This is a genomic window from Sphingomonas silueang, assembly GCF_040049155.1.
GTDB classification, from domain to species: domain Bacteria; phylum Pseudomonadota; class Alphaproteobacteria; order Sphingomonadales; family Sphingomonadaceae; genus Sphingomonas; species Sphingomonas silueang.
Window position 1 is genome coordinate 342,780 of record NZ_JBDZDK010000003.1, and the last position, 25,491, is coordinate 368,270.

At 69.0% G+C, this 25,491-nt stretch carries 15 protein-coding genes; 6 read left to right on the forward strand and 9 right to left on the reverse strand.

Annotated features, from left to right (window positions below):
• Positions 1–8 precede the first annotated feature (8 nt).
• Together ABLE43_RS05390 and ABLE43_RS05395 are read left to right on the forward strand one after the other, a co-directional pair.
• Positions 9–3,347 carry a CheR family methyltransferase gene (locus ABLE43_RS05390; RefSeq protein WP_348977467.1) on the forward strand — a complete coding sequence of 1,113 codons (3,339 nt, stop codon included), beginning with the start codon at positions 9–11 and terminating at the stop codon, positions 3,345–3,347.
• Complete coding sequence (locus ABLE43_RS05395; RefSeq protein WP_348977450.1) at positions 3,340–3,711, forward strand: response regulator; 372 nt, start codon at positions 3,340–3,342, stop codon at positions 3,709–3,711. The genes ABLE43_RS05390 and ABLE43_RS05395 overlap by 8 nt, the downstream gene beginning before the upstream one ends.
• Here ABLE43_RS05395 and ABLE43_RS05400 read toward each other — a convergent pair.
• Complete coding sequence (locus ABLE43_RS05400; RefSeq protein WP_348977451.1) at positions 3,708–4,823, reverse strand: acyltransferase family protein; 1,116 nt, start codon at positions 4,821–4,823, stop codon at positions 3,708–3,710. The genes ABLE43_RS05395 and ABLE43_RS05400 overlap by 4 nt on opposite strands.
• 101 nt (positions 4,824–4,924) lie before the next feature.
• On the opposite strand from ABLE43_RS05400, the gene ABLE43_RS05405 reads away from it, so the two are divergent.
• The gene (locus tag ABLE43_RS05405) at positions 4,925–7,450 is read left to right on the forward strand and encodes a family 20 glycosylhydrolase (protein WP_348977452.1); all 2,526 of its coding nucleotides are present in this window, start codon (positions 4,925–4,927) and stop codon (positions 7,448–7,450) included.
• Here the strand turns inward: ABLE43_RS05405 and ABLE43_RS05410 are convergent.
• Complete coding sequence (locus tag ABLE43_RS05410; protein WP_348977453.1) at positions 7,440–11,276, reverse strand: LamG-like jellyroll fold domain-containing protein; 3,837 nt, start codon at positions 11,274–11,276, stop codon at positions 7,440–7,442. The two genes, ABLE43_RS05405 and ABLE43_RS05410, sit on opposite strands and share 11 nt — an antisense overlap.
• Positions 11,277–11,398: 122 nt before the next feature.
• Between ABLE43_RS05410 and ABLE43_RS05415 the strand changes: the two genes are divergently transcribed.
• Entirely contained in the window at positions 11,399–12,091 is a 693-nt protein-coding gene (locus ABLE43_RS05415; RefSeq protein ID WP_348977454.1) for a LamG-like jellyroll fold domain-containing protein, read from the forward strand.
• Positions 12,092–12,096: 5 nt separating this feature from the next.
• Here ABLE43_RS05415 and ABLE43_RS05420 read toward each other — a convergent pair whose 3' ends face one another.
• The 6 genes from ABLE43_RS05420 to ABLE43_RS05445 all read right to left on the reverse strand — a co-directional run bounded on the left by ABLE43_RS05420 (position 12,097) and on the right by ABLE43_RS05445 (position 22,717).
• A complete protein-coding gene (locus ABLE43_RS05420; protein ID WP_348977455.1) occupies positions 12,097–13,062 on the reverse strand; it encodes a pectinesterase family protein in 966 nt (321 codons plus the stop codon).
• A 2-nt stretch (positions 13,063–13,064) separates the two neighbouring features.
• On the reverse strand, positions 13,065–14,660 hold the full coding sequence (locus ABLE43_RS05425; RefSeq protein WP_348977456.1) for a family 43 glycosylhydrolase: 1,596 nt from the start codon (positions 14,658–14,660) through the stop codon (positions 13,065–13,067).
• A gap of 73 nt (positions 14,661–14,733) precedes the next feature.
• Entirely contained in the window at positions 14,734–18,246 is a 3,513-nt protein-coding gene (locus ABLE43_RS05430) for a TonB-dependent receptor (protein ID WP_348977457.1), read from the reverse strand.
• 348 nt (positions 18,247–18,594) lie between these two features.
• Positions 18,595–20,121: a DHA2 family efflux MFS transporter permease subunit gene (locus ABLE43_RS05435; RefSeq protein ID WP_425475228.1), complete on the reverse strand. Its 1,527-nt coding sequence runs from the start codon at positions 20,119–20,121 to the stop codon at positions 18,595–18,597.
• 12 nt (positions 20,122–20,133) lie between these two features.
• Positions 20,134–21,270, reverse strand: a complete 1,137-nt coding sequence (locus ABLE43_RS05440) for an HlyD family secretion protein (protein WP_348977458.1) — start codon at positions 21,268–21,270, stop codon at positions 20,134–20,136.
• A complete protein-coding gene (locus ABLE43_RS05445) occupies positions 21,263–22,717 on the reverse strand; it encodes an efflux transporter outer membrane subunit (RefSeq protein ID WP_348977459.1) in 1,455 nt (484 codons plus the stop codon). Before ABLE43_RS05445 ends, ABLE43_RS05440 begins: the two co-directional genes overlap by 8 nt.
• An 86-nt stretch (positions 22,718–22,803) precedes the next feature.
• Here ABLE43_RS05445 and ABLE43_RS05450 point away from each other — a divergent pair, with 86 nt between their 5' ends.
• A complete protein-coding gene (locus ABLE43_RS05450; RefSeq protein WP_348977460.1) occupies positions 22,804–23,451 on the forward strand; it encodes a TetR/AcrR family transcriptional regulator in 648 nt (215 codons plus the stop codon).
• Positions 23,452–23,495: 44 nt separating this feature from the next.
• On the opposite strand, the gene ABLE43_RS05455 is transcribed toward ABLE43_RS05450, so the two are convergent.
• Positions 23,496–23,699, reverse strand: a complete 204-nt coding sequence (locus tag ABLE43_RS05455; RefSeq protein ID WP_348977461.1) for a DUF5818 domain-containing protein — start codon at positions 23,697–23,699, stop codon at positions 23,496–23,498.
• Positions 23,700–23,947: 248 nt separating this feature from the next.
• Here ABLE43_RS05455 and ABLE43_RS05460 point away from each other — a divergent pair, with 248 nt between their 5' ends.
• On the forward strand, positions 23,948–25,198 hold the full coding sequence (locus ABLE43_RS05460) for an arsenic transporter (RefSeq protein ID WP_348977462.1): 1,251 nt from the start codon (positions 23,948–23,950) through the stop codon (positions 25,196–25,198).
• Positions 25,199–25,491 lie beyond the last annotated feature (293 nt).

A 25,491-nucleotide genomic window follows, 5' to 3' on the forward strand; every position in this document is an offset into this window, starting at 1 on the left:
TGCGCGAGATGCTGGCCCCGGCGCGCCGTCCGACCGGGCTCGCCTTCGTCGTGGTGCAGCATCTCGACCCCAATCACGAGAGCATGCTGGCGCAACTGCTCGACCGCAACACGTCGCTGGCGGTACTGCAATCGGCGGGCGGCGAGCGGATCGAGGCCGATACCGTCTACATCATCCCGCCGGGGCGCGGCCTCGCCATCCGCGACGGGGTGCTCGAACTGACCGATTTCGCGCAGCCGCGCGGGCTGCGCCGTCCGATCGACGATTTCTTCCTGTCGCTGGCCGGGGACCAGCAGTCGAACGCCGCCTGCGTCATCCTCTCGGGCACCGGCGCGGACGGCACCACCGGCCTGCGCGCGATCAAGGAACATGGCGGGGTCTGCGTGGTCCAGCAGCCGGAGAGCGCGCGCTACGACGGGATGCCGCTGTCGGCGGTCGCCACCGGGCTGATCGACTTCATCAAGCCTGCGGGCGATATCCTGCACTGCCTCCAGGCCTTCTTCCAGCGGCGCGGCAGCGACCCGAACGAAGCCGAAGCGGACGTCGTCGCCGACCATGTCGACGACCTGTGCAAGGTGCTGCGCACCGCGATCGGCCACGACTTCTCCGGCTACAAGCGGTCGACGCTGGTCCGCCGGGTCGAGCGGCGCATGCATGTGCTGGGCATCGATACCGGCCGCGCCTATCTCGCACGGATCAAGGGCGACGCCGACGAATGCGAGGCGCTGTTCCGCGACCTGCTCATCAACGTCACCCGCTTCTTCCGCGATCCCGACATGTTCGAGCAGCTGCGCGTCCGGGTGATCGAACCGCTGATGCGCGACCGCGCGGCGGACGAGGATCTGCGCATCTGGGTGCCCGGCTGCTCCAGCGGGGAGGAAGCCTATACCATCGCGATGCTGTTCGCCGAAGCCGCGCGCGCGATGAACCAGCCGCTGGCGGTGCAGATCTTCGCGACCGACATCGACGAGCAGATGCTCTCCATCGCGCGCGAAGGCAGCTATCCGGTGTCGGCGCTGGTCGACCTGCCGCCTGCCTTACGCGAACGCTATACCGTGCTGCACGCCGAACGCTTCACCATGGCGGCGGCGATCCGTGACGTGATCCGCTTTTCCAGCCACAGCCTCGTCAAGGATCCGCCCTTCTCGCGGATCGACCTGGTGTCGTGCCGCAACCTGCTGATCTATTTCGACGACCGGTTGCAGCAGTCGGTGCTGCCGCTGCTCCACTATTCGCTGCGCGCCGGGGGCTATCTGTTCCTCGGGCCTTCGGAGAGCGTCGGGCGGTTCGAGCATCTGTTCGTCGCGATCGACCAGCATGCGCGGCTGTTCGAGCGCGCGCCGGGGCCGCCGAGCTATCCGATCGACCTGCCAGGTAACGCCCGCCCGCCGATCGTGCGGCGCGAAGGCGGCGGGCGCAGCGATGCCACCCCGCTCGCCAGCGAGGCGGTGGCGATCCGGCGCATGGTCGAACGCTATGCCCCGCCCAGCCTGGTCGTCGATCAGGACGGCGGAATCGTTTCCGCCTATGGCAAGCTCGGTCGCTATTTCGAGTTTCCGGTGACGCGCACCGGCGGCAGCAGCGCGGTCAATCTGGCGCGCAGCGGCCTGCGCAACGTCATCGGCCCGTTGCTGCGCCAGGCGCGCGACGAGAAGCGGCGGACGATCGCGCGCGATGTCGAGGTCGAGACCGACTACGGCATCCAGCCGACCGAGGTGATCTGCGATCCGCTGGGCGACGGCACGTTGCTGTTCGTGTTCCGCGACACCGGCCCGTTCCGCCCCGACGACGAGGGCGAGCTGCGCGACCTCGAATCCGGCGACGACCATCTCGAGGCGCTGGAGGACGAGCTGCGCCTGACCCGCCACCGGCTGCGCTCGGCGATCGAGGAGCTTGAGACGGCGAACGAGGAGCTGAAGAGCTCCAACGAAGAAATGATGTCGATGAACGAGGAGCTGCAATCGACCAACGAGGAACTCTCCACCGTCAACGACGAGCTGAAGAGCAAGGTCGACCAGCTGACCGTCGCCAATTCCGACCTGCGCAACTTCTATGAATCGACCGAACTGGCGGTGGTCGTGCTCGACGCCGACCTGCGCGTGCGCAGCTATACCGAGGCGGCGACGGCGATCTTCCCGCTGAAACCCGCCGATCGCGGACGCCCGCTGACCGACGTGTCGTGCCGCCTCGTCGGCAACGACCATCTGGAGGATGCCCGATCGGTCGCGGCGGGGGCGGCGCCGACCCAGCGCCGCGTGGCGACGATCGGCGGCGACCGGGTGATGTCGCTGCGCGTCCTGCCCTACCGCACCCAGACGGGCACGATCGACGGTGCGACGATGGTGCTGACCGACATCACCGAGGCACTGTCGCTGGAGCGGCAGCTTGCCGCCGAGCGCGAGCGGCTCGACCTCGCGATCAAGGCGGGCGGGATCGGCGTCTGGGAATATTGCCCCGAAACCGGCGAGACGCTGCTCGACGGGGTGGAACAGGAGCTGTTCGAGACGGGTCCGGGCGACGCGAAGCGGATCGACCCGCTGCTCGACCGCATCGACCCCGAGGACCGCGCCGCCGTCGAGGCCGCGCTGCGGCGTGCGGTGGAGCGCAACGGGGAATATGAGGCGACCTTCCGCGTACGGCTGAGGAACGGCACCACCCGCTGGGTCAAGGGCTTCGGCCGGGTGATCGCGGGCAGCGTGCCGCCGCGCCTCGTCGGCGTGTCGATCGACGTGACGCCCGAATATACGCTGGCCGAAACCCGCGAACTGATGCTGCGCGAGATGAACCACCGGGTGAAGAACCTGTTCGCGGTGATCGCGGGCATGATCACCATCGCCGCGCGCAACGAGAGCGACGTGCGCACCTTCGCCGACGACGTGCGCCACCGCATCGCCGCGCTGGGTCGGGCGCATTCGCTCGCCTCCCCGGCCGGACAGCCGCAGGCGGTGGGCATGGACGAGATCGTCGTGGCCACACTCGCCCCGTACCGCGACCATGCCGAGGTGACGATCGACGGCCCGGCGCTGGCGCTCAACCGCACCTGCCTGTCGCCGCTGGCGCTGGTGCTGCACGAATGGGCGACCAATTCGGTGAAATATGGCGCGCTCGGTAACGCGGCGGAAGGGAAGCTGGCGGTACGCTGGACGATCGGAGATGCGGGGATCGACCTGGTCTGGAACGAAACCGGCGTGGCGCCGGGGGGAACCGGACCGGCCAAGAAAGGTTTCGGCTCCGTTCTGGTCGAAACCAGCGTGCGGCAGATGCGCGGCACGATGGCGACATCGATCGAGGATCGGTCGTTCCGGATCGATGTGAAGCTGCCGCGGGAGGTGCTGTCGAATGACTGACACGGTGTTGCTGGTCGAGGACGAGTTGTTCATCGCGCTCGACCTGCAGCAGACGATCGAGGACGCCGGGTTCGCGGTCGAGGGACCGTGTACCAGCGTGGGCGAGGCGCAGGCGGCGATCGACCGGGCGGGACGAATGCTCGCGGTGGCGCTGCTCGACGTGCGGCTGCCCGACGGGACGGTCTTTCCCGCCGCCGACCGGCTCTATGCCAGCGGCGTACCGCTGGTCTTTCATTCCGGCCATGCCGACGACGGCGAACTGCGCCGCCGCTATCCCGGCGCGCTGATCTGCCAGAAGCCGAGCACGCCGATCGATATCGTCGGGGCGCTGCGCCAGTGCACGGCGGGGCGCACCGCCGCCTAGACCTTCACCACCCAGCGGTTGCGGCGCAGCCATGCCATCGCCGCCCAGATCAGCGCCATGTACAGCAGCACCGGCACCAGCGCCGCGACCTCGGGCGACACCAGCGTCCGCGCGACGCGGTAGGGGGCGATCAGAACGTCCCAGTTGACCATGTTGCCCGTCACCATGTGCAGGACATAGGCGGCGATCGCGTTGGTGCCGAAATCGGTCGCGATCCGCCACAAGCCGCCCGGCGCATCCGCCCGACCGTCGAGCAGGCGATGCAGCAATGCCAGCGCGCATGTCGTGATGCCGCAGGTGACGAGGACGAAGCTGCTCGACCAGATATCCTTGATGATCGGGAAGGCGAGGCTCCACACGATGCCCACCGCCAGCATCGCCGCCCCGGCCAGCGCCAGCGGCAGCATCGTCCCGCGTCCGCGTCGCGCGATGAGAAACTCGCCGATCGCGACGCCGATCAGGCCATGGGCGATCGCGGGCAGGGTGCCGAGCAGCCCTTCGGGGTCATAGCCCTCAGCCCCGGTCACATAATTGTGCCCGCCCGCACCCAGCAGCACCCGATCGACCGACGCGACGAAATTATGCCCGCGCAGCAGGATGTCGTTCGGCAGCCCGTCGAGCGCCGGCAGCAGCGCGACCGGCCAGTAGAGCAGCAGGATCACGGCGATCAGCAGCAGCCGCACCCGCCACGACAGCGTCAGGAACAGCAGCGCGCAGGCGCCATAGACCAGCGCGATCCGCTGCAACACGCCCCAGAAGCGCCACGCGCCGATATCAAAGTCGGCGAACCAGTAGAGGTTGGACAGCAGGAAACCGATCACGAACAGCCGCAGCGTGCGCCCCCCGATCCGCGCCACCGCCGCGCGACCCGGCGTCTGCCCGTGCGACGCGAACGGGATCGCGACGCCTACCATCATCAGGAACGCCGGGAACACGAGATCGGCGAGCATCAACCCGTCCCAATGGGCATGCAGCAGCAGCGGAAACACCGCCGCCTTCTGCCCATAGAAGATGCCCGCCATCGAATTGACGAGGATCATGCCCATCACCGTCAACCCGCGCAGCACGTCGAGCGATACGAGGCGGGGCGGGCGGGGGGCGGGCGTCGTCATCGCCGCCCATGCTATCGCGGTCGCCGCCGAATGCCATGGGGCGATTGACCGGGCGGCGGGTGAGCGGCAAACCGCTTTCATTGACGAAAAGAGGTGACGACATGCGGCGATGGCTGATCGGACTGGCGCTGTGCGGCGCGGCCCCTGCGGCGGCGCAGGCGCCGGTGCAGGCCGATCTCGACCGCTTCGCCGCCTCGCTCGGCTATCGCTTCGCGATCCTCGACAACCTTCCGCCCGACTGCCCCAATGGCGAGGGCAAGTGCTTCCGCTCGGAAATCCTGCTGACGGTTCCCGCCGACCTGCCCGCCGGGGTCGCATCGCCCGAACTGCACTTCGGCTTCGTCAGCCGGGTGATCGGTATCGAGAGCGACCTGTTCGACTGGCGGCTGGTCAACGGCGACCTGAACGCCCTGTCGGTGAAGCCCGGCCGGCGGCTGGAGCCGGGCCGGACCTATCGCATCGGTATCATCGGGCTGGGCAAATATCTGTCGCGCACCCATGCGATGCCTAATGCGCATCTGCTGGTGCCCGGCCTCGCCCCGCGTGTGATCGCCGCGACGCGGACCGGGATCGACCGCGAGACGGGGCTGGAGACGCTGCCGTTCGTCGCGCCGATGACCGACGAGGCGAAGCTGGCGCGGGTGGCGCCGACCGACCGCACCGAATGGCTGACCCCCGAACGCGCCTTCGCCCGCTATGCCGGGCGGGGGGCGGCGACCGTTCCCGACGTCGCGATCCTGCCCGCACCGTCCACGGCCACCCGTCCGGCGGGCGGCGTGACCGACCTGACCGGCGGGCTGCGGCTGGCGCGCAGCGCGGTTCCGTCCGGCGCGCTGCGCGCGGCACTCGACGCCTTTCCCTATCGCGGTGGACGCGGCACGGCGGTGACGGTGACGCTCGACCGGACGCTCCCCGCCGAGGGCTATCGGCTGCGGGTGGCGGACGGCGCGGTGCGGATCGATGCCGCCGATGCCGACGGCGCGCGCCATGCGCTGCGCTCGCTGGTGCAACAGGCAGGCTATGAGCAGGGGCGGATGCGCCCGCTGCTGGTCGAGGATACGCCGCGCTACGGCTTCCGCGGCCTGCACCTCGATCTGGCGCGCAACTTCCATGGCAAGGCGGAGATCGCCCGGCTGATCGAGCAGATGGCGGCATACAAGCTGAACAAGCTGCACCTGCATCTGGGTGACGACGAGGGATGGCGGATGGAGATCCGCCGCCTGCCCGAACTGACGCAGGTAGGGGCCTATCGCTGCCTCGACGCGCGCGAGGCGACCTGCCTCCAGCCGCAACTGGGGGCCGATCCGGCGCGCGACGCGCCGACCAGCGGCTATCTGTCGCAAGCCGATTATCTGGGCCTGCTGGCCCTGGCGAAGGCGCGCGGGATCGAGGTGATCCCGTCGTTCGACATGCCCGGCCATTCGCGCGCCGCGATCCGGGCGATGGAGGTGCGCTATCGCCGGTTGCTCGCGGCGGGCGACCGTGCGGGGGCGGAGGCGTATCGGCTGGTCGAGCCGGGCGATACCACCGCCTATCGCAGCGTGCAGAACTATGACGACAATACGCTGAACGTCTGCATCGAGCAGACCTATCGCTTCCTCGACACGGTGATCGACGAGCTGCGGGCGCTGCACGCGCGCGCCGGGATGCCGCTGCAAACCTATCACATCGGCGCGGACGAGACGGCGGGCGCATGGTCGCAGTCGCCCGCCTGCCGCGCGACGATGGCGGCGCGCGGGCTGGAGGCAAAGCAGCTCGGCGGCTATTTCATCGAGCGCGTGGCGGGCGATCTGGCGAAGCGCGGCATCAAGGTCGCAGGGTGGAGCGACGGCATGGGCCACACCGAAACCGCGAAGATGCCTGCCCGCGTCCAGTCGAACATCTGGAGCGGGGTGCACACCGGCGCACCTGCCGAGGCGCATGCCCAGGCCAATCGCGGCTGGGACATCGTGCTGTCGGTGCCCGATCTCGGCTATTTCGACATGCCCTATGCCCCCGACCCGGACGAGGGCGGCTATGACTGGGCATCGCGCGGGGTCGATCCGTTTCAGGTGTTCGCGTTCATGCCGGGCAACCTGCCCGCCAATGCCGCGCTGATCCCGGATATCCAGCAGCGCCCGCTGCCCGTCGCCGACACGGTGCCGCTCGAACCCGGTCGCGGGATCAAGGGCGTGCAGGCGCAGTTGTGGAGCGAGACGGTCCGCAGCGACGGGCAGGTCGAGTATATGCTGTTCCCCCGCCTGCTGGCCCTTGCCGAGCGCGGCTGGCGCAGGCCCGCATGGGAACCGGCCTATGTCGCGGGCGCGGGCTATGGCCTCGGCGACCCGCGGGTGGACCGTGCCGCCATCCTCGCCGACTGGCGCGGTTTTGCGGGCCGGGTCGGCGTGGCGCAGGCGGCGCTGGACAAGGCCGGGATCGCCTATCGCCTCGCCCCGCCGGGCGCGCGGATCGTCGCCGGGCGGCTGGAAGCGGTGAGCGAGTTCCCCGGCACCGCGATCGAATATCGCATCGGCACGGCTGCGTGGCAGCGCTATACCGGCCCGGTCGCGGTATCCGGCCCGGTGACGCTGCGCACCCGCAGCGCCGACGGGCGGCGCGCCGGGCGCAGCGTCACCATCACCGGCTGACCGGATCGGGCACGACCGGCGCCTCGCGGTCCTTCACCGCCACCCGGTTGTTCAGGCGGGTAAGTTCGGGCGCGTCGCCGTTCAGCGCGATCGCGGCGGTCAGCGTATCGGCAGCGACCCCGGCGGGCAGGCGCAGCCGGACGGTCGCGGTACGCGGCTTCAGGTCGAGCGGCGCGTCGAGCGCGGGGATCGCCGCCTCGGCCACCGCCCGTCCGGCGGTATCGACCAGCATCGCCCGACCGGCGGGGGAGGCGGTGCTGCCCAGCCCATGGACGGTCAGCCGCACCTCGCGGCCCCGAACCGTCACGTCATGCGTACCGATGCCGATGTCGGGGCGCTGCTCGACCGGGGTCGTCGCGCGGACCAGTTCGAGGTCGAACACGCTGGTCGTGCCGGGCGCGAAGGCTAGGTCGATCGCGCCGCTGCGCTCCAGCGTCACCGTGCGCGGCGTACCGGTCGCCGTGACCGTTCGCCCGTCGTCGCCGCTGGTGCCCTGCGTCACGCGCCACTCGCCTGCAGTCACGTTCCATGCCGTCATCGCCGCGCGCTGTTCGACGCCCGACAGGTTATGCGCGATGATCCGCAGCCGATCCGGCCTTGCGCCGGGCAGCAGGATCGCGACCTGTTCCGCCCCGTCGGGCTGCGCGAACCGCCAGCTGACGAAATGCGTCGGGTAATGGCTGTTCCGCCGGAGCGCCACCGCGCCCAGCCGCTCGCGCTGGAGCATCTCGGTCGGGGAATCGACCCGGTCGGACCACCAATGCCCCTCGGTCAGCATATATTGCTGTTGCAGCTTCAGCTTCAGCGCATCGGCATGCAGTTCGGCGAGCGGGGCGGTGTCCCCCGTCTCGCTCCACCGGGCATAGCGCGCGAAGTCACTGTCGCCCTTGCCCGCCGCCAGTGCCTTGCGCCAGTCGGCCCCTTGCGGCAGCCGGTCGAACAGATTGTCGCCCAGTTCCGACAGGCCACCCGGTCCTCCACGTGCCGCGCGCGCGGTGATCGGCGCGAGATACTTGGCATTGCCGGTGAAGCGCCACGCGCTCCACGCGGTCTGGAGCGGGACCGATGCCCCGCCGCCGTCGCCCGCGCGCTCGGCATCGCTCGTCCACCCGATCTCGTTGGGATAGGCGGGCACACCCTTCGCATCGACCTTCGCATGGGCCAGCAGCCCGTCCATCACCCCCGTCACCTGCGCCACCGCCGCCGGATGCGCGTTGAACGCGCCGAGCATCGTCGGCACGTGCATGACGGTAAAGGCATAGGGCTTCTGCCACGCCCATGGTTCGTCGCGGTAGATCTTGCGCCCGCCGTACCAGCTCGACGCGAAATGGACGTGTCCCGCCGGATTGCGCAGCAGCACCCGCGACAGGCCCGCCACAGTGTCCATCAGCCGCTCCACCGCCAGCGGCTCGCCCCAGTTCAGGTACAGCCGCTCGGCATTGCTGTTGAGGCCTTCCTCATAGACATGCAGCTCGTCGGTCTCGATCGTGCTCAGCCCATTGGTAATCATGCCGTTGCGATATACCGCGTCGGACAGCGCGCGCAGCGAGCGGTTGATCTTGTCGGGATCGACCCCCATCAGCGCGAGGCCCGGCCATTGCTGCGTCAGGTCGCTGTCGTCGGAGATGCCGCCGCCGAAGTCGCCGTACGGCACCTGCCGGTGGTCGATCCACCAGTTCACGAAGCGGCGCGACGCCTTGAGGTCCTCGACCTGGCGGAACGCCCATGCGGGGACGCCCGGCGGCGGCGCGGGCAGGGCGACCGACGGATAATTCTCGGGGCGATAGTTGATGTCCGCCCAATAGGCGCGCCCTTCGCGATGCCCGGGATCGACGCGCAACAGGTCGGAGATATCGCGGTACAGCCGGTCGTACAGCGGCATGCGGCGCGAGGCGGTATGTTCCTCGACCAGATAGCCCCAGTTGTCGCGCACCTGGTTGAACCGGTCGGCGACATGCTCGCGCATCGTCTCGCCCCGCGGCTTGAATACCAGCCGGATGCGGGTGCCGTCGACGCTTTCCGCACCGAAGCCGGGCAGGGCGGACGCGATCGAGAGATACAGGCTGTCAGCGGACAGGATGCGGTCGCGCAGGTCGAGGAACAACGTGCGCGCCTGCCCCGCCGGAACCGATACCGACAGGTCGATCATGTCGCGGTCGGGCCAGATCGGGTCCTTCACCCGGATGTTGAGCGGGATCGGCCCCGTACCCTTCAGCGCGGGCAGCTCGATCGCGATCCCGTCCAGCCCGTCATGGATGTTCTGCCAGCCATAGTCCCACGCGCGTGCCACTGGGCCGTCGGGACGCGCCGGGCCGAAGCTGGCGGGGATCAGCACATGGACGATCGGTGCCGCTCCGGCCTGCGCTCGTCGCTCGGCGGTGCCGCCCGCCGCACCCGCACCGACCGCCGCCTTCACGCCCGAGGTCGGCATGGCCAGCACCGTGGTCCGCTCGTCGGGCGCGTACCGTCCCGTAATATGGCGGTTGAGCGGCTCGAGGATCGCCAGATCGGGGTCGAGCGCGCTGCGGATGGTATAGTCGAGCTGGAAGCTGCCCTGCGGCACCTTGCCCGCCGCCACGTCATAGGCCCAGATTTCCTGGATCGGCTGTTCCTGCATCACATTGGTGAAGCGCAGCACGCCGCCGGTGCGGGGTGCGAACTGATCGACGCTGCGCACCACCCCCCTGGGCCGGGTGGCGAGGCGGGTGCTATCGCCGCCGTCGCGCCAGTCGAGCGTGCCATAGGCAGCGCCGCGCACCTCCACCCGGTTGAACCGCACCCCCTCGGGCACGGTCAGCGCATAGGTCTTGCCGCCTTCGACATAGGTGTTCCAGTCGGGCAGCTGGAAATAATCGTTGCGACCGGGCAGGCGCGAGCGATTGTAGACGCCGGGCCATGTCGTCTCGGCAATGCCGTCCACGCCCTTCCACATCCATTGCTTCAGGTCCTTCGCATCGGCGAACTCGACCTTGCGCACGATCGTCGTCGCGGCGTCGAGCAGCGGCGGCGTGGCATTGTCCCAGCCATAGCGGTGCAGCCATGCCGCCCGCTGCCCGGTGGCGGGATCTGCGGCGACCGGCTGCGGATCGCGCTTCGCGGCCAGCGCGGCGACGCCCGCCGCATCCAGCATCCGCCCATACACCCGTATCTCGTCGAGATCGGACCCGCGCATGAAATTGTAGCGGCTCTGCACCTGATGCGGCGACAGCACCCGCCCGGCGAGCCCGAAGCTGTCGAGCGAAGCGTCGAGATCGGCCTTCGTCTCGTTCCGCGCCACCTCGCGCCCGTCGACGTACAGGCGCACGCCCTGCGTCTCGTCCCAGCCGAACGCGATGTGCGACCATGCCGCGGGACTTGGCAGCCGGTCGATGCGGAACGACACCCGCACCCGCGAGAGATTGGCGTCGGTGACGAAGGCATCGAACCCGTGCCCGTTCCAGTCGATGCGCAGGAACGCCATGTCCCAGCTCGAATGATCGGCATAGCCCGCGCGGAAGATCACGAACGGCGCTTCGCCGACCGGCGTGCGCGATCGCCAGAAGAACGACAGCGTGCCGCGCGCCGCATGCATGTTGCCCGGCGCCTTCCACGCGACATAGCCGTCGTCGGCCCAGCGCGCCGCGCCGCCGATCGCACCGTCCGGCACGATGGTGACGTTGCTGCGGAAATTGGGCTTGGCCTCGCCGCCCGAAACATCGGCGTCGAGCGTCCGGTCGGCGGAGACGCGGAACAGCAGGTCGTCGCCGCCCGGTGCGCCCTGGGCATGGGCCGCCCCGGCCAGCAGGGCGGCGATGGTCGCGGCGATGCGCGGCAGATGTCGGGTCATGCTACTCTCCCAGCGGTGTCCGGGTCTCTGCCCGGTCCGGTCGGCGCCGGGCTATGGCGCCCGGCGGCGGTTCGATATAAGCCTATGGTAACCGGTATCATCAGGCAAGGCGGCGTGAGGCTATGGCGGCAGTTTTCGATCGACGCACCCTGGTCGGCGGGGCCGCGGCACTGGCGCTGACCCCCGCGATCGGCCGTGCAGGCGCGGCGGCGGAAGTGTGGACGTTCGACCGGCTCGACCGGATCGGCGGCCACCCTGCGGGCATGATGGGACGCCCGACGCTCATCAGCTCCCCCTATGGCCGGGCGGTCGCGTTCGACGGGATCGACGATGCGCTGTTCGTCGCCGACCATCCGCTGGCCGGGGCGGCGCGCTTCACCTTCGAGGCGCTGTTCCGTCCCGACGGCGGCGTGTTCGAGCAGCGCTGGTTCCATCTGGAGGGCGATGCGCGCCCCGGCGGCAACGGCGGGCGGATACTGTTCGAGATTCGCGTGGTCGGGGCCGAATGGTATCTCGACGCCTTCATCAAGGGCGAGGGCTACAGCCAGGTGCTGATCGTGCCCGAGAAGCGCTTTTCCGTCGGGCGCTGGTATCATGTCGCGCAAAGCTATGACGGGACGACCTATCGATCCTATGTCGACGGCGCGTTGCAGGCGGAGGCGGCGACCGGCTTCACGCCCCAGACGCCGGGCAAGGCATCGGTCGGCATCCGGCTGAACCGCATCTGGCCGTTCAGGGGCGCGGTCGCCAAGGCGGCGTTCACCCGCGATCGGGCGCTCGCGCCGTCCGCATTCGTGCTGCCGGTCCCACGCTGAGGCGTTCACCGCATCCAGTGCAGGTCGCCGCCGAAGAAGCTCGCCAACCGCCACCGCGTCGCCTGCCCCGCCGTCAACTGGTGCGTGCGCGGTTCGCGGGTGGCGGGGGACGCGCCCGGCCCGGTCGAGCGATATTCGGCGTAATAGGCGGTATCGAAGGTCGTCGTCCTGCCCGCCGTCCATTCGGTCCAGCCCGCCGGGATCACCGGCGCATCGAGCCGCGCATCGAGCAGGACGACCCGCGCATAGGGCCGCCACGCACGCCCCAGCGCGATGTTGCGCGCGCCCGGCGCGGCGGTGAAGCGCGACCGGTCGAACACATAGGCGCTGCCCTCGTCATCGGGCGCGTTGCGGCTCTGCGCGGTGTACCACACCATCTCGTTCGCCAGCGCATGGATCCGGCAGCGATCGAAATAGGCCTTGGCATCGCCGAAGATGAAGTCGACATGCCCCTCGATATAGCAGTCGCGGAAATATTGCCGCGCCGGGCGCTTGCCCGGCCCGCGATTGGCATAGAGCGTGTCCTGATGCCCGAGCAGCCGCACCCGGCGCACCACCGCGCGGTCGCCGGTCAGCGCAAGGGCGACCGCCTGCGACGGCGGATGTTTCGGGTCGAGCCAGTAATCGTTCTGCACGGTCAGGTTGGTCGCGCGGAATCCGTCGCCGCTGACGGTCAGCGTCGCCGACTTGACCGTGCCGCCGACCGTCAGCGATGCGTCGCCATATACCAGCACGACGGCGGCGGGATCGCGCCCGGTGCCGCGCAGGCGCACGTCGTTGCCCCGGATCGCCAGCTTCTCGCGATAGACGCCCGGCGCGATCAGGATGGTGCCGCCGGTCGCGGGCAGCGCATCGATCGCCGCCTGCACGGTGCGAAAGGCGTCGGGCCGGTCGGGCGATACGTGCAGCACCTGTGCGCTGGCCGGAAGCGCGGCGACGATCGCCAGCGGGGCGAGGAGCAGCGCGCGCACGGTCACAATGCCGCGAACCGGAAATCCCGGAAGCGCGCCGTGCCGCTGCCCGCCGAATAGAGCCCGGGCCGCAGCATCAGGAATCCGCCGCGCACATTGTGGTGATAGCCCGACACCTCCATGCCGCGGTCGAACCGGCTCCACGTCCGCCCGCCGTCGGCGCTGGTATGGAAGGACACGATATGCCGGTCGTTGGTGACGCGCATCCGCATCCGCCGCCCGTGCGGATTGGCCGGACGCCCGCGCTCGATGCCGTACTGGTGGGTGACGAAGCGCTTCTCGTCGAACCCCAGCCCGCAATACAGCCGGTCGTCGTAGAACAGGATCAGCCCCGCCGTGCCGCCCGGCGCGATCTCGATATCGCACTCGAAGCGATAGCCGGTATCGCCCGCGATCAGCAGCAGCGGTGCGCCGTCCGACGGCGCCTTGCCCCGCGCGTCGAGCAGCAGCGCGCCGCCCTCGACCCGCACCCGCGCGCGGTCCTCCGGGGTGGGACGGAAGAAATTCCACTTGGTGCCCAGCGCCAGCGTCGCGAAGTCGTCCGACAACGGCTGGCCGTGGCGCGACGCCGTGCCGCCCTTCGGCTTGGCCATCGGTTGCGACAGGTCGCCGCCGGTCATGCGGAACCAGCCGTCGGCGGTCCATTCCACCGGATCGAGCAGCGTCTGCCGCCCGAGCGTCCAATAGCCGTTCTCATAGCCGTGATAGACCGACCACCAGCTCCCGTCCGGCCCCTCGACCAGCGTGGCGTGCCCCCGCGACCACCATTGCTCGTCGGTCGAGGTCGTGCGGACGATCGGGTTGCCGGGATGATGCTCCCAGGGCCCGTGGATCGATTTCGACCGTGCGGCGATCACCATATGCCCGGTCGGCGGCCCCGCGGTGCCCCCGACGGCGGTGATGAGATAGTAATAGTCGCCGTGGCGCATGACCTTCGGCCCTTCCGGGCTGAACCCCTCGACATCCCAGTCGTCGGGATAGCGCCACGGGTCGTAGACATGCTCGACCGCGCCGACCGTCGACAGCCCGTCGTCGGACAGGCGGATGCGATCCCCGCCCGACAGGAACAGCCAGCGCGATCCGTCCTCGCCCACCGCATGGCCCGGATCGATATGCGCGGTCAGCTTCAGGTCGACCGGCTCGGACCATGGCCCGTCGATCCGGTCGGCCCAGATCACCCAGTTGGTCGTCGGGTTCTTGGTCGGGATGTAAAGATAATAGCGCCCCTTGTGCTTCGTCAGCTCCGGCGCCCACACCGACCCGATGTTCTTCGTCAGCGCGGCGGTGCGCGGGGTCCAGTTGATGAGATCGCGCGAGTGCCAGATCACGAGGCCGGGATAGGAATCGAACGTCGAGAAGGTCATGTAGTAATCGCGACCATCCTTCAGGATCGTCGGATCGGGATGGTCCCCGGCCATCAGCGGATTGCGGAACCGCCCGTCGCCCAGATCGGCGATCCGCTGGTTGTCGTAGCCGCGCGCATGGTCGGGTACGGCGCCCTTCGCCCCCGGGGCGGCGGCGGCCTCCAGCGTCACGGGCAGCGCGGCCGCGGCCCCCGCCGCGCCGAGGGTACGAAACGCATCGCGGCGAGAGATCATCGGCTTGGCTCCTGCAAAATATCCCTCCGCCGGGCGTACCGGCGGAGGGCAGGCGGTCTCATGGGGAGACCCGTCAGAACCGCAGGCGCGCGCCCACGCGGTAGATCGGACCGGCGGCGCTATACTGGGTCACGGCTTCCTGACCCTGATAGGCATAGCGCTGGCTCGGCTGGTTGGTCAGGTTCAGTCCTTCGGCGCTGACCGAGAGCCAGTCGGTGAACTTGTAGCTCATCGACGCATCGACGTTGGTGGTGTCGCGGCTGAAGATGAAATCGTTCACCAGCGGCGCGTCGCACGGCGTACCCGCGACCGAGGGGTTGGCCGGGCTGTTCTGCAACCCCGGCGCGCACGAACCGCCCGCGATCGGATAGGTCTGCGAATAACCCTTGCGATAGGCGACCGAGACGCGCGCGCGGAACTTGCTCGTCTCATAGGCAAGCGTGCCGTTGACCGATTGCGGCGACACGCCGAGGAACGGCGCGGTCCCGGTGGTCGCCGGGATCGCCGCCAGATTGCCCGACGCCGCCCGACCCGGATCGAGGATATAGTTCAGCTCGGACTTGATGTAGGTATAGTTGAGCTGGATTCCGAAGTTCTTGAAATACCACGGCAGGAAGTCGAGCTCCTGCTGATAGCTGATCTCGAACCCGCGCAGGTATCCGCCCGGCGCATCGGCGAACTGGCGCGCGACGAACGGGTTGTTGGCGTTCAGATAGGCGAGCTGGATCGGATCGGTGATCTGCGCCCGGATCGCCTCGATCGTCGCCGCGTCGGTGAACTGCGACAACGGCCCCGAGAACGAGATGGTCTGCGGGAAGCTGGAAATCTGCTTGCTGAAGCCTGCGACGCTCAGCAGCCCGCCCGGCGCGAAATACCATTCCACGCTGGCGTCGAGATTGGTCGAGCGGAACGGATTGAGCCGCGGATTGCCGATCGTCAGCGTCGCGCCGACGGTATCGCCGGTGCTCGGGATGCTGAGCCCCGTGATCGAGGGCGAGAGGTTGCCGAGCAGCGGCCGCGCCATCACCCGCGACGCGCCGACACGCAGCAGCAGGTCGTCGACCGGCTCGAACACCGCGTTCAGCGACGGCAGGAAATCGGTGTAGCGGTTGGTGCCGGTGATCCCGCGCCCGGCTGGCGTCGTGCCGTTCGAGGTCACGTCGGTGATCGCGATGCGGGTACCGGCGTTGCCGCGGAAGGGTCGCCCGAACAGCTCGCTGGTCCAGTCGAACTGGACGTAGAAGCCGGTGTCCTTCTCCAGCACGTTGAAATTCTCGCGACCGCCGTTGCGCCGGTCGGTCAGGCGCCAGTCGCCCCATTTGTTCACGCAGTTGCAGGTGAAGTCGAACAGATTGTCGAACGCCGCGATGTTCGGCGCATAGAAGCTGGTGAGCGTGCCTTCGGGCACGTCCAGTCCCTGGCCGAAATCGATCACCTGGCCCATCTGCGACGCGCGCATGCCCGCTTCGCGCAGCGTCGGGTTCAGCAGGTCGTTGTTGCGCTCGAACTGGCGGGTGGTGAATTCATACTCGCGGTAGTTGCCGCCGAAGCCGATGTTGAAGCTGTCGTTGACCCGCCAGTCGAAATCGATCTTGCCCTGCTTGTAGGTGTTTTTGGTGTTGCGGAGGAAGCGGCGGATGCCGGAGAAGCCCTTGACGGTATCCCAGTTGTCCGGGTTGGCGGCGTCGAAGCCGAAGCTCATCAGCGGCATGTCGCCGCCGTCGCGTGCGTCGAAGACGAAATTGCCCGGCGAATCCATCCGGTTGAACTCGACGAGCAGCCCTTCCTGGCGATTGGTCGATTCCGACAGGCCGCCGACGAACACCGTGCGGAAATTGTCGGTGAACTCATGCTCGAACTGGAGCGACGCCTGCTTGAACTCGGTGGTATATTCGGACTGGTCGACCGCCGAGCGGAAGTCGATGTTGCTCGCGACCAGATAGTCGACGTTGCCGTTGGTGACGTTGACGTCCTGCACCCGCACCGCCGGACGCCCGATCAGCGATCCGCGATAGGCAAGCCGGTTGCTCGAGGGAATATAGCCGACCGAATTGGGGTTGTTGTAATAGTCATAGGGATCGAGGTTGAACGGGTTGGTGCTGAAGATGTTCGAGGTGGTCGGGTTGTTCGCCGCCACCGCGCCCGGCACCGTCGCCGACGGCGCCAGCACCGACGACACCAGCTGCCCCTGCGCGTTCAGCGCGGTCGAGAAGGCCGGGGTATTGCCGTAGAGCTGCTGCCCGCAATCCTGCGCCGGGACCAGGTCCGATCCGGCATTGGGCGTGCAGATACCCGGATAGAGGGCGCGTGCCGCCTGCGGCGTCAGGTTGTTGCCCGCCGTGTTGTAGGTCGCGTTGGTGTTGTTGCGGTTCAGCCCGACCGGCGACACCTGATAGATCGAGCTGCGGTTCTTGAAGCGCGAATACAGCCCGTCGATGCTCAGCCGCGTCTTGTCGCCCATCTGCCATTGATAGGAGGCGGTGAGGCCGAGGCGCTCATATGCCACGTCCTGCTGCTCGATGGAGGGGAGGGCGGGGAAGCGCACGGTCGAATTGTCGAACCGCCCCGGCGTGTTGAACGGCGCGCCGGGATAGAGCTTGGCATAGGCGGCGGGGTTCGATCCGGTCAGCGCGGCGATCGCATCCGGATTGGTGATCGCGCTGCCGAAGCTGGTGCCGGTCGGCGCGGCGAAGCCCGCGCGCTGCGGGTTCTCGTTCCCCGCCCAGGTCGATCCGCGATAGACATAGTCCGACTGGCCCGCGCCGCGGCGATACTGGTCGATCGCATTCTCGGACTTGCTCCACGCCGCCGAGACGAGCAGCCCCATCGTGCCTTCGTTGAAGGTCTTGGAGGCGAGGCCCGCGAGGCGCGGCGTCCACTTGCCGATATTGTCCTGATAGCTGCCTTCCGCCGACAGCGCGAACGCGCCCTTCTTGTAATCGAACGGTCGCCCGGTCTGGAGATCGATGGTGGCGCCCAGCGACCCCTCGTCGGTTTCGGCGGACGGCGTCTTCTGCACCTTCAGCGAGCTGAACAGTTCGGAGGCGAAGGTATTGTAATCGAACGATCGGCTGCGGTTGGGGCTGGTGCCCGAATCGTTCGATCCGGCGGTCGCCAACGCTTCCAGCCCGTTCAGGCGGGTGCGGTTGAAGTCACCGCCCAAACCGCGCACGGTGATCGAGCGGCCTTCGCCGTTGTCGCGATCGATCGACACGCCGGGCAGGCGCTGGAGCGATTCGGCGAGGTTGTTGTCGGGGAAGTCGGCGATGTCCTCGGCGTTGATCGAATCGACCTGCACGGTCGAATCGCGCTTGTCGACGATCGAGGTGCGCAGCGACGCGCGATAGCCGGTGACGACGATCTCGCCTGCGGGATCGTCGGCGGGGGCGGGCACCTCGTCCTGCTGCGCGCCGGGTGCGTTGCTCGCCTCGGGCGAACCCGCGGGCGGGGCGGGGCGATCCTGTGCGGAGGGCAGCGGCGCGGTCGTGACCGGGGCCACCGCCGTGCCGTCCTGCGCCTGTGCGCCCGTGGCGATCGCCAGCGCCAGCGCCGATGCGCCGATGCGCAACATTCCGTGAGCCGTCATCCTGTCATCCTCCCCAGTTCGGTCCCCGTGTCATTGCCGAGAAACCGGTGTCATATTCAGGCGAGCCTATCGCGCCATGGTGTCGAGATCAGTGAACGTGGTGGTCGGGTTGCAGCAGGCGCTGCACCGGCGAACGGGAGTCGGACGCCGGACCGGCGTGCGGTGCGGGCATCGGCATGGCGATGACGATTGCTGGCGTCACGTCCTCTCCCTCCACGGTCCCGCCATGCCGTTCGTCGGCATTTTGCTGGAAACCGGTGTCATAAGAGCGCGTCGGCACCGGCCTGTCAAGGCCGTCAATGGATTGCGTTTTCGGTCCGGCGGATTTCCTCGCGGCGCGGCGGGGCGTCAGTGCGCCTCGCCGGGGCCTGCCATGCGCCGGGGCCGGGGGGCCAGCCAGATGATGAGCGCGGCGAAGGCGAACACGATCGCCGACAGCAAAAACAAATGGTTGATCGCCAGCGTGCTGCTCTCGCGCGTGACGGTCAGTTCGATCGCCGCGCGAATCTGGTCGATCGAGAAGCCCTGCGCCGCCAGCGCCGACCGGGTGTCGTCGGTGTTCAGCCGTGCCACCATCTCGCTGCGCGCGACGATCATGTTGTCGCTGTACAGGGTCATCGACACCGACGTGCCGATCGCCCCGGCCATGGTGCGCAGGAAACTCATCACGCCCGCCGCCGACGCCGTCTCCTGCGGCTCCACCGCGCCCAGCGCGATGGTGGTCAGCGGGATGAAGAAGAACGGCATGCCGAACCCCTGCAATATCTGCGGGAACGCGAGCGTCCAGAAGTCCGCGCCGGTGGTCCAGCCCACGCGCAGCAGCGTGACCCCGGCGATCCAGAAGATGCCGAAGCACACCAGCGCGCGCGGATCATGTTTCTTCATCAGCCTGGCGACGATCGGCGACATGATGACCGCGCCCATCCCGTTGAACGCGGTGGCATAGCCCGCATAGGTCGAGGTGTAGCCCAGACTCGCCTGCAACCACTGCGGGATCAGTACGACCGAGGCGAAGAAGGTGCCGAACGCGAACGACAATGCCGCCACCGCGACCGCGAACCCCCGGTGGCGGAACACGCGCAGATCGACGATCGGCTGCCGCTCGGTCAATTCCCAAGCGACGAACACCGCCGCGCCGATCGCCGCGACCAGCGCGAGCATGACGATCGTCGGATCCTCGAACCAGTCATGCTCGCGCCCGATGTCGAGCATGATCTGGAGCGCGCCGATCCACAGCACGAGCAGCGCGAGGCCGGTGCGATCGACCTTCAGCTTCTGCCGCTGCGTTTCCGCAGGCGTCAGCAGCCGCAGCGCACCGACGACGCAAAAGATCGCCACGGGAATGTTGATGAAGAAGATCCAGTGCCACGACCAGCTGTCGCTGATCGTACCGCCGAGGATCGGCCCGAGGATCGGCGCGGTGACGGTGGTCATCGCCCACAGCCCCATCGCCTGCCCATGCTGTTCCCTGGGGAAGATGCGCAGCAGCATCGTCTGGGTCAGCGGCATCAGCGGGCCGCCGCACAGCCCCTGTCCGATCCGGGCGACGACGATCATCGCGAGGCTGGTCGACAGCCCGCACAGGATCGAGAAGACGCCGAACCCGATCATGCTGACGATGAACGTCCGCACCGTCCCGAACCGTCCGGCCAGCCACCCGGTCAGCGGCACGCAGATCGCCTCCGCCACCGCATAGGAGGTGATGATCCACGTCCCCTGGCTGGTCGAGATGCCGAGCGACCCGGCGATATGCCCAACCGAGACATTGGCGATGGTGGTGTCGAGCACCACCATGAAATTGGTCAGCGCCAGCACGATCCCGGCGAACAGCAGCGTCGGCCCGGTCATCGGCTTGAAATCGTCCTGCCCGGCCACGACGCCCTCCCGTCAGCGCGTCACGTCGACGCGCGCCGTCATCGACAGGCCGACGCGCAACGGGTGCGTCGCCAGTTCGCGCGGGTCCAGCGCGACGCGCACCGGCAGGCGCTGGACCACCTTGATCCAGTTGCCGGTGGCGTTCTGCGCCGGGATCAGCGCGAACGCCGATCCGGTACCGCCCGAAAAGCCGACGACCCGCCCGTGATATTCCACGTCACCGCCATAGAGGTCGGAGGTGAGCGTGACCGGCTGGCCGGGCCTGACCTTCGTCAGCTGGCCTTCCTTGAAGTTCGCATCGACATAGACCTGGTTCACCGGCACGATCCGCATCACCGTGGCGCCGGAGGCCACGCGCTGGCCGACCTGGATCGTCCGACCGGCGACCACCCCGTCGATCGGCGCGCGGATGACGGTGCGGGCAAGATCGAGCCGCGCCTGCCGCACCTTCGCTTCCGCCGCCAGCACGTCCGGCGCCGTGGCGGGGGTGGTACCCGCGACCAGCGCCTGGTTCGCGGAGAGGTTGCCTGCCGCCGCCGCCTGCTGCGAAGCGGCCTGCGCCACGGCGGCACGCGCCTGTTCGCGCGCGGCACGCGCCGCGGCGAGCGCGTTGGTGACTTGCGTCAGTTCGTCGCCCGACACCGCACCTTCGCCGACCAGCCGCCGCCGACGGTCATAGTCGACCTGCGCCTTGGCAAAGGCCGCGTCGGCGGCGGTCAGTTGCGCGCGGGCGCTCTCCACGTCCGCGCGCCGGGCGCGGACCTGTGCCGCCAGCGCGCCGCTGGTCGCCGAAGTCTGGCCGAACTGCCGCTTCGCCTTGGCCAGCTCGGCCTCGGCCGCCGCCAGCGCGATGCGGGCGTCGTCGTCGTCCAGCCGGACCAGCACGTCGCCGCGCCGCACCGCCTGGGTATCCGTCGCCGTCACCGCCACCGCCTGTCCGGCGATCATCGGCGTCACCTGTGCGGTATCCGCGCCGACATAGGCGTTGTCGGTCTCGACATAATGGCTGCCGACCAGCGTGTACCACGCGCCATAGCCCGCCGCGCCGATCAGCACGACGGCGGCAATGCCGGTCAGCAGCTTGCGGCGCTTGCTGGGCGAGGCTGCGTCGTTCTGCGGCACGGCGGCGGCGGGTTCGGAATCAGCCATGGGTCGGGTCCTTAGCAAGCGGCGCGTCGAAACCGCCGCCGAGCGCGCGCACCAGCGCGATGTCGAGAGGGAAGGCGCGGGCGTCCAGTTCGGCGACGATCGCCTGCGCCTGCAACACCCGGTCCTGCGCGGCGAGTACGTCGAGGAAGCGCGACAGCCCGCCGCGATAGCGCAGCTGCGCCACGCGGAACGCACCCTGCGCATCGGCCAGCGACTGCCGCGATTCGGCGAGGCGGACGGTGAGCGCGCGCCGGCTGACCACCGCATCGGCGACCGCGCGATAGGCGTCGGTGACGGTCCGGTCGTAATCGGCGACCGCTGCGTCATAGCCGCCGCGCGCCGCCCGGTAGCGCCCCTGCAACGCGCCGCCGCGAAAGATCGGCAGGCTTATCGCCGGGCCGACCGTGCCCGCGGTCGATCCGCCATTCAACAGATTGCCGAGGCCCAGCGACTGCAACCCGAACGCCGCCGACAACCGGATCGACGGGTAGAAATCGGCACGCGCGACCTTGATCCGGCTCGCCTCCGCCTCGACCCGCGTCCGCGCCGCGACCACGTCGGGGCGGCGCCCGATCAGGTCGGTCGCGACCGTGGCGGGCAGGGGGCGCGGGGCGATCGCCGCGCGGGGCGGCGCGATCGCGAGGCCCCGGTCCGGCCCCTTGCCCAGCAGCGCCGCGATGCGGTTGCGGGTGAGCGCGATCTGCTCGTCGGTCGCGGCCAGCTCGGCGCGGGCCGCCGGTACCGCCGACTGCGCCTGCTTCAGCTCGGCCTGGGTATCGAGGCCCGAGGCGACCCGGTCCGCCGTCAGCCGCTGCGTCTGCTCCCGCACGTCGAGCGCCCCCGCCTGCACCGTGCGCGCCGCATGGAGCCGCGCGAGATCGGCATAGGCATCGGCGATATTGGTCGACAGCGTCAGCCGCACCTGCTCCAGATCGAGCCGCGCCGCCGCCGCATCCGAGCGCGCGGCGGCATAGGCGGCGCGGTTGCGCCCCCACAGGTCGGGATCGAAGCCCAGTTCCGCCTGCACCCGTCCGGTATCGTTCCACCCCTTGGGCACGAAGGCAGCGGGAATGCCGTTGTTGTAGCTCTGCTTGGTCAACCCGGCGCTGCCCGATGCGTCGAGCGTCGGCAGCCGCACCGCGCCCGCCTGTTGCGCATAGCCGTCGGCCTGCAGGATGCGGGCGCGCGCGGCGGCGAGGTCGGGCGATCCGGCCAGCCCTTCGGCGATCAGCGCGTCGAGCTGCGGATCGCCATAGGCTTGCCACCACGCCGCGTCGGGCCACGCCGCATCCGCCGTGCCGCCGAGGGTCTGCGCCGTCGCATAGGATTGCGGCCCGGCCATGACGGGCATCGTTCCCAGCCGGGGAACGCTGGCGCAGGCGGACAGGAGCAGGGCCGTCGCCACCGCCAGCGGGCGGGCGGCAATGCCGGGGATCGAGCGTGTCATGCCAAAACCGTACTAGGGGGTACGCCCCAGCAATGATCCGCCGCCACCCGGTTGTCAACGGCAATCTGTACTCTATAGTACAGCTTATGAACGACCCCAGCAGCGACCCTGCCCCCGGACGGCGGGAACTGCGCAAACAGGACCGGCGCGCCGCGATCGTCGCCGCCGCGCGCGCGTCCTTCCTGCGGAACGGCTATGCCGCGACCTCGATGTCGGGACTGCTGACCACGCTCGGCGGATCGAAGGCGACGCTGTGGACCTATTTCCCCTCCAAGGAGGAATTGTTCGCCGCCGTCGTCGAGGACGTGACCGCCGCCTTCCGGCGAAAGGTGATGAACGAACTGGTCGGTCCCGCCGGTCTGGAGGACACGCTGGTCAACTTCTGCCGCGCGTTCATGGACAAGACCGCGCATCCCGATGCCGTCGCGACATGGCGGCTGGTGGTCGGCGAAAGCGGTCGCTTTCCGGAGGTCGGTCGCATCTTCTACCGGGAAGCGGCGGGCCATATCGAACGCGCGCTCGCCGACTATCTCGCGCGGCGGATCGCCGCCGGGGAGTTGCGCGACGAGGGCGCGGTCGACATGGCACGGCTGTTGATCGGCATGGGCGCCGCGCGCCAGAACCGGCGGCTATGGGGCGTCGAACCCGAAGGCAGCGACGGGATGGACGCCGAGGCGAGGCGCTTCGTCGGCTATTTCCTGCGGCTGTTCGCATCCCATGGTGCGACGCCATAAAAACATTCCGTTACCTCTGAAATCGACGACCGACCGCTGGCCCGTCAGGCCGGGGCGACGCCCTCCGCCTCGACCAGTCCGGGCGCGATCAATCGGCCCGCCAGCCGCACCCGCTTCTCGACCATGTCGACCGGCGTGCGGTGCAGCTCCAGCGCGTACCGCACGCCCGCGTCGCGCTGGAGATAGAAGGTTCCGCCGTCACGGATCAGCGTGCCGGTTTCGTCGATGGCGTCCCCGACCGCGCTCATCGCTGGTCGGTTCGGGCGGTGGGTTCGGTCATCACGATGCGCGGCGATAGGGGCACGGCATTTTCCTGTCCAGCGGGCTGCCGATCTGCTGTAGCCGTGCCCGCCATGCCGGGCATGGTTGCGGGGCGGGGGATATTTCAAAATGTTTCCGGGTTCTGCCCACAGCATTCGTATACCGGCACGACGGGGGTGATGATGAACAACGGGCAGGGGGCGGTTCGCGCCGATCGGGACGGGAAGCGCGGACGGTGATGCTCGCGACCGGCGTCACCTGGGGCATTTGCGCGGCGGCCACCGCCGGGGTCATCGCACGCCCGCTGCGCTGGCCCGAGGCGATCTGGGCCGTGGCCGGTGCCGCGTTGCTGTTGTTGCTCGGACTGATGCCGTGGGACTCGGCGATCGGTGCCGTCGCCAAGGGGCTCGACGTCTATCTGTTCCTCATCGGCATGATGCTGCTGAGCGAAACGGCGCGCGAGCAGGGGCTGTTCGACTGGATCGCCGCGACCGCCGCGATCCATGCGCGCGGATCGAGCACCCGCCTGTTCGCGCTGGTCTATGCGACCGGCGTGGTGACGACGACCTTCCTGTCGAACGACGCGACCGCCGTGGTGCTGACCCCGGCGGTCTATGCCGCCGCGCGCAAGGCGAAGGCCGATCCGCTGCCGATGCTGTTCGCCTGCGCGCTGGTCGCCAATGCCGCCAGCTTCGTGCTGCCCATCTCCAACCCGGCCAATCTGGTGCTGTACGGCGGGCGGATGCCGCCGCTGGGCGTGTGGTTCGCGTCGTTCGCCGTGCCGTCGCTGGCGGCGATCGTCGTGACCTATGCAGCGCTCCGGCTGGTCGAGCGCAGGCGGCTGGCGGCACCGTGCACCAGCGACGTCGTGCGCGACCCGCTGTCGAGCGGGGGCAGGGCGGCGCTGGTCGGCATCGCGCTCACCGCGCTGGTGTTGCTGGTCGTCTCCGCGCACGACGTGCCGCTGGGGCTGCCGACCTGCATCGCCGGGGTCGCGACGACGCTGGGCGTATGCCTGCTGGCGAGGCGTTCGCCGGTGGCGCTGGGCCGTTCGGTGTCGTGGAGCGTGCTGCCGCTCGTCGCCGGGCTGTTCGTACTGGTCGAGGCGCTCGACCGCACCGGCGTGATCGGCCATGTCGCCGAAGCATTGCGCGCCGCATCCGCCGATCCGGTGCGCGGCGCGGCGATCGGGGGCACGCTGCTGGCCTTCGCATCCAACCTGATGAACAACCTGCCTGCCGGGCTGGTAGCGAGCACCGCGGTGGCGCAGGCGCATCCGCCCGCGCTGGTCGTGGACGCGCTGCTGATCGGAGTCGACCTCGGTCCCAACCTGTCGATCACCGGCAGCCTCGCGACGATCCTCTGGCTCCAGGCGATCCGGCGGGAGGGCGAGGATGTCGGCTTCCTCGCGTTCCTGAACGTCGGCGTTGCGACCATGATCCCCGCACTGGCCGCCGCGCTGGCCGCACGCCTGCTGATCGGGTGAGCGGATCGCGCCGTATGTGCGCCGCCGCCGGAGGCACAGTCATCTTCGCGCCCGGCAACGCCGTCGCTGACCGGCGACTGGTACTGCGAAGGTCGCGGATGGTTCAGCCTTGCGACGCTGGCGAGTTGGGAATCAGGTAGTGGCAGGCTCGCTCCGGAATGGTCCGATACTGTTCCCGCTGATTAGAAAAGACACATTCTGCCCCAAATAGAAATGACACACGGCTGGTAGCAGCGGGGGCAGCGTGGAGCCATCCACAAGCGCAGCGCTGACCCCGCTGATGCGGTGAGTTT

What these genes read in the sequence shown, in the direction of transcription:
- ABLE43_RS05390 (WP_348977467.1), top strand. Translation starts at nt 9, where the DNA reads ATGCTGGCCCCGGCGCGCCGTCCGACCGGGCTCGCCTTCGTCGTGGTG.
- ABLE43_RS05395 (WP_348977450.1), top strand. Translation starts at nt 3,340, where the DNA reads ATGACTGACACGGTGTTGCTGGTCGAGGACGAGTTGTTCATCGCGCTC.
- ABLE43_RS05400 (WP_348977451.1), bottom strand. Translation starts at nt 4,823, where the DNA reads ATGACGACGCCCGCCCCCCGCCCGCCCCGCCTCGTATCGCTCGACGTG.
- ABLE43_RS05405 (WP_348977452.1), top strand. Translation starts at nt 4,925, where the DNA reads ATGCGGCGATGGCTGATCGGACTGGCGCTGTGCGGCGCGGCCCCTGCG.
- ABLE43_RS05410 (WP_348977453.1), bottom strand. Translation starts at nt 11,276, where the DNA reads ATGACCCGACATCTGCCGCGCATCGCCGCGACCATCGCCGCCCTGCTG.
- ABLE43_RS05415 (WP_348977454.1), top strand. Translation starts at nt 11,399, where the DNA reads ATGGCGGCAGTTTTCGATCGACGCACCCTGGTCGGCGGGGCCGCGGCA.
- ABLE43_RS05425 (WP_348977456.1), bottom strand. Translation starts at nt 14,660, where the DNA reads ATGATCTCTCGCCGCGATGCGTTTCGTACCCTCGGCGCGGCGGGGGCC.
- ABLE43_RS05430 (WP_348977457.1), bottom strand. Translation starts at nt 18,246, where the DNA reads ATGACGGCTCACGGAATGTTGCGCATCGGCGCATCGGCGCTGGCGCTG.
- ABLE43_RS05440 (WP_348977458.1), bottom strand. Translation starts at nt 21,270, where the DNA reads ATGGCTGATTCCGAACCCGCCGCCGCCGTGCCGCAGAACGACGCAGCC.
- ABLE43_RS05445 (WP_348977459.1), bottom strand. Translation starts at nt 22,717, where the DNA reads ATGACACGCTCGATCCCCGGCATTGCCGCCCGCCCGCTGGCGGTGGCG.
- ABLE43_RS05450 (WP_348977460.1), top strand. Translation starts at nt 22,804, where the DNA reads ATGAACGACCCCAGCAGCGACCCTGCCCCCGGACGGCGGGAACTGCGC.
- ABLE43_RS05455 (WP_348977461.1), bottom strand. Translation starts at nt 23,699, where the DNA reads ATGAGCGCGGTCGGGGACGCCATCGACGAAACCGGCACGCTGATCCGT.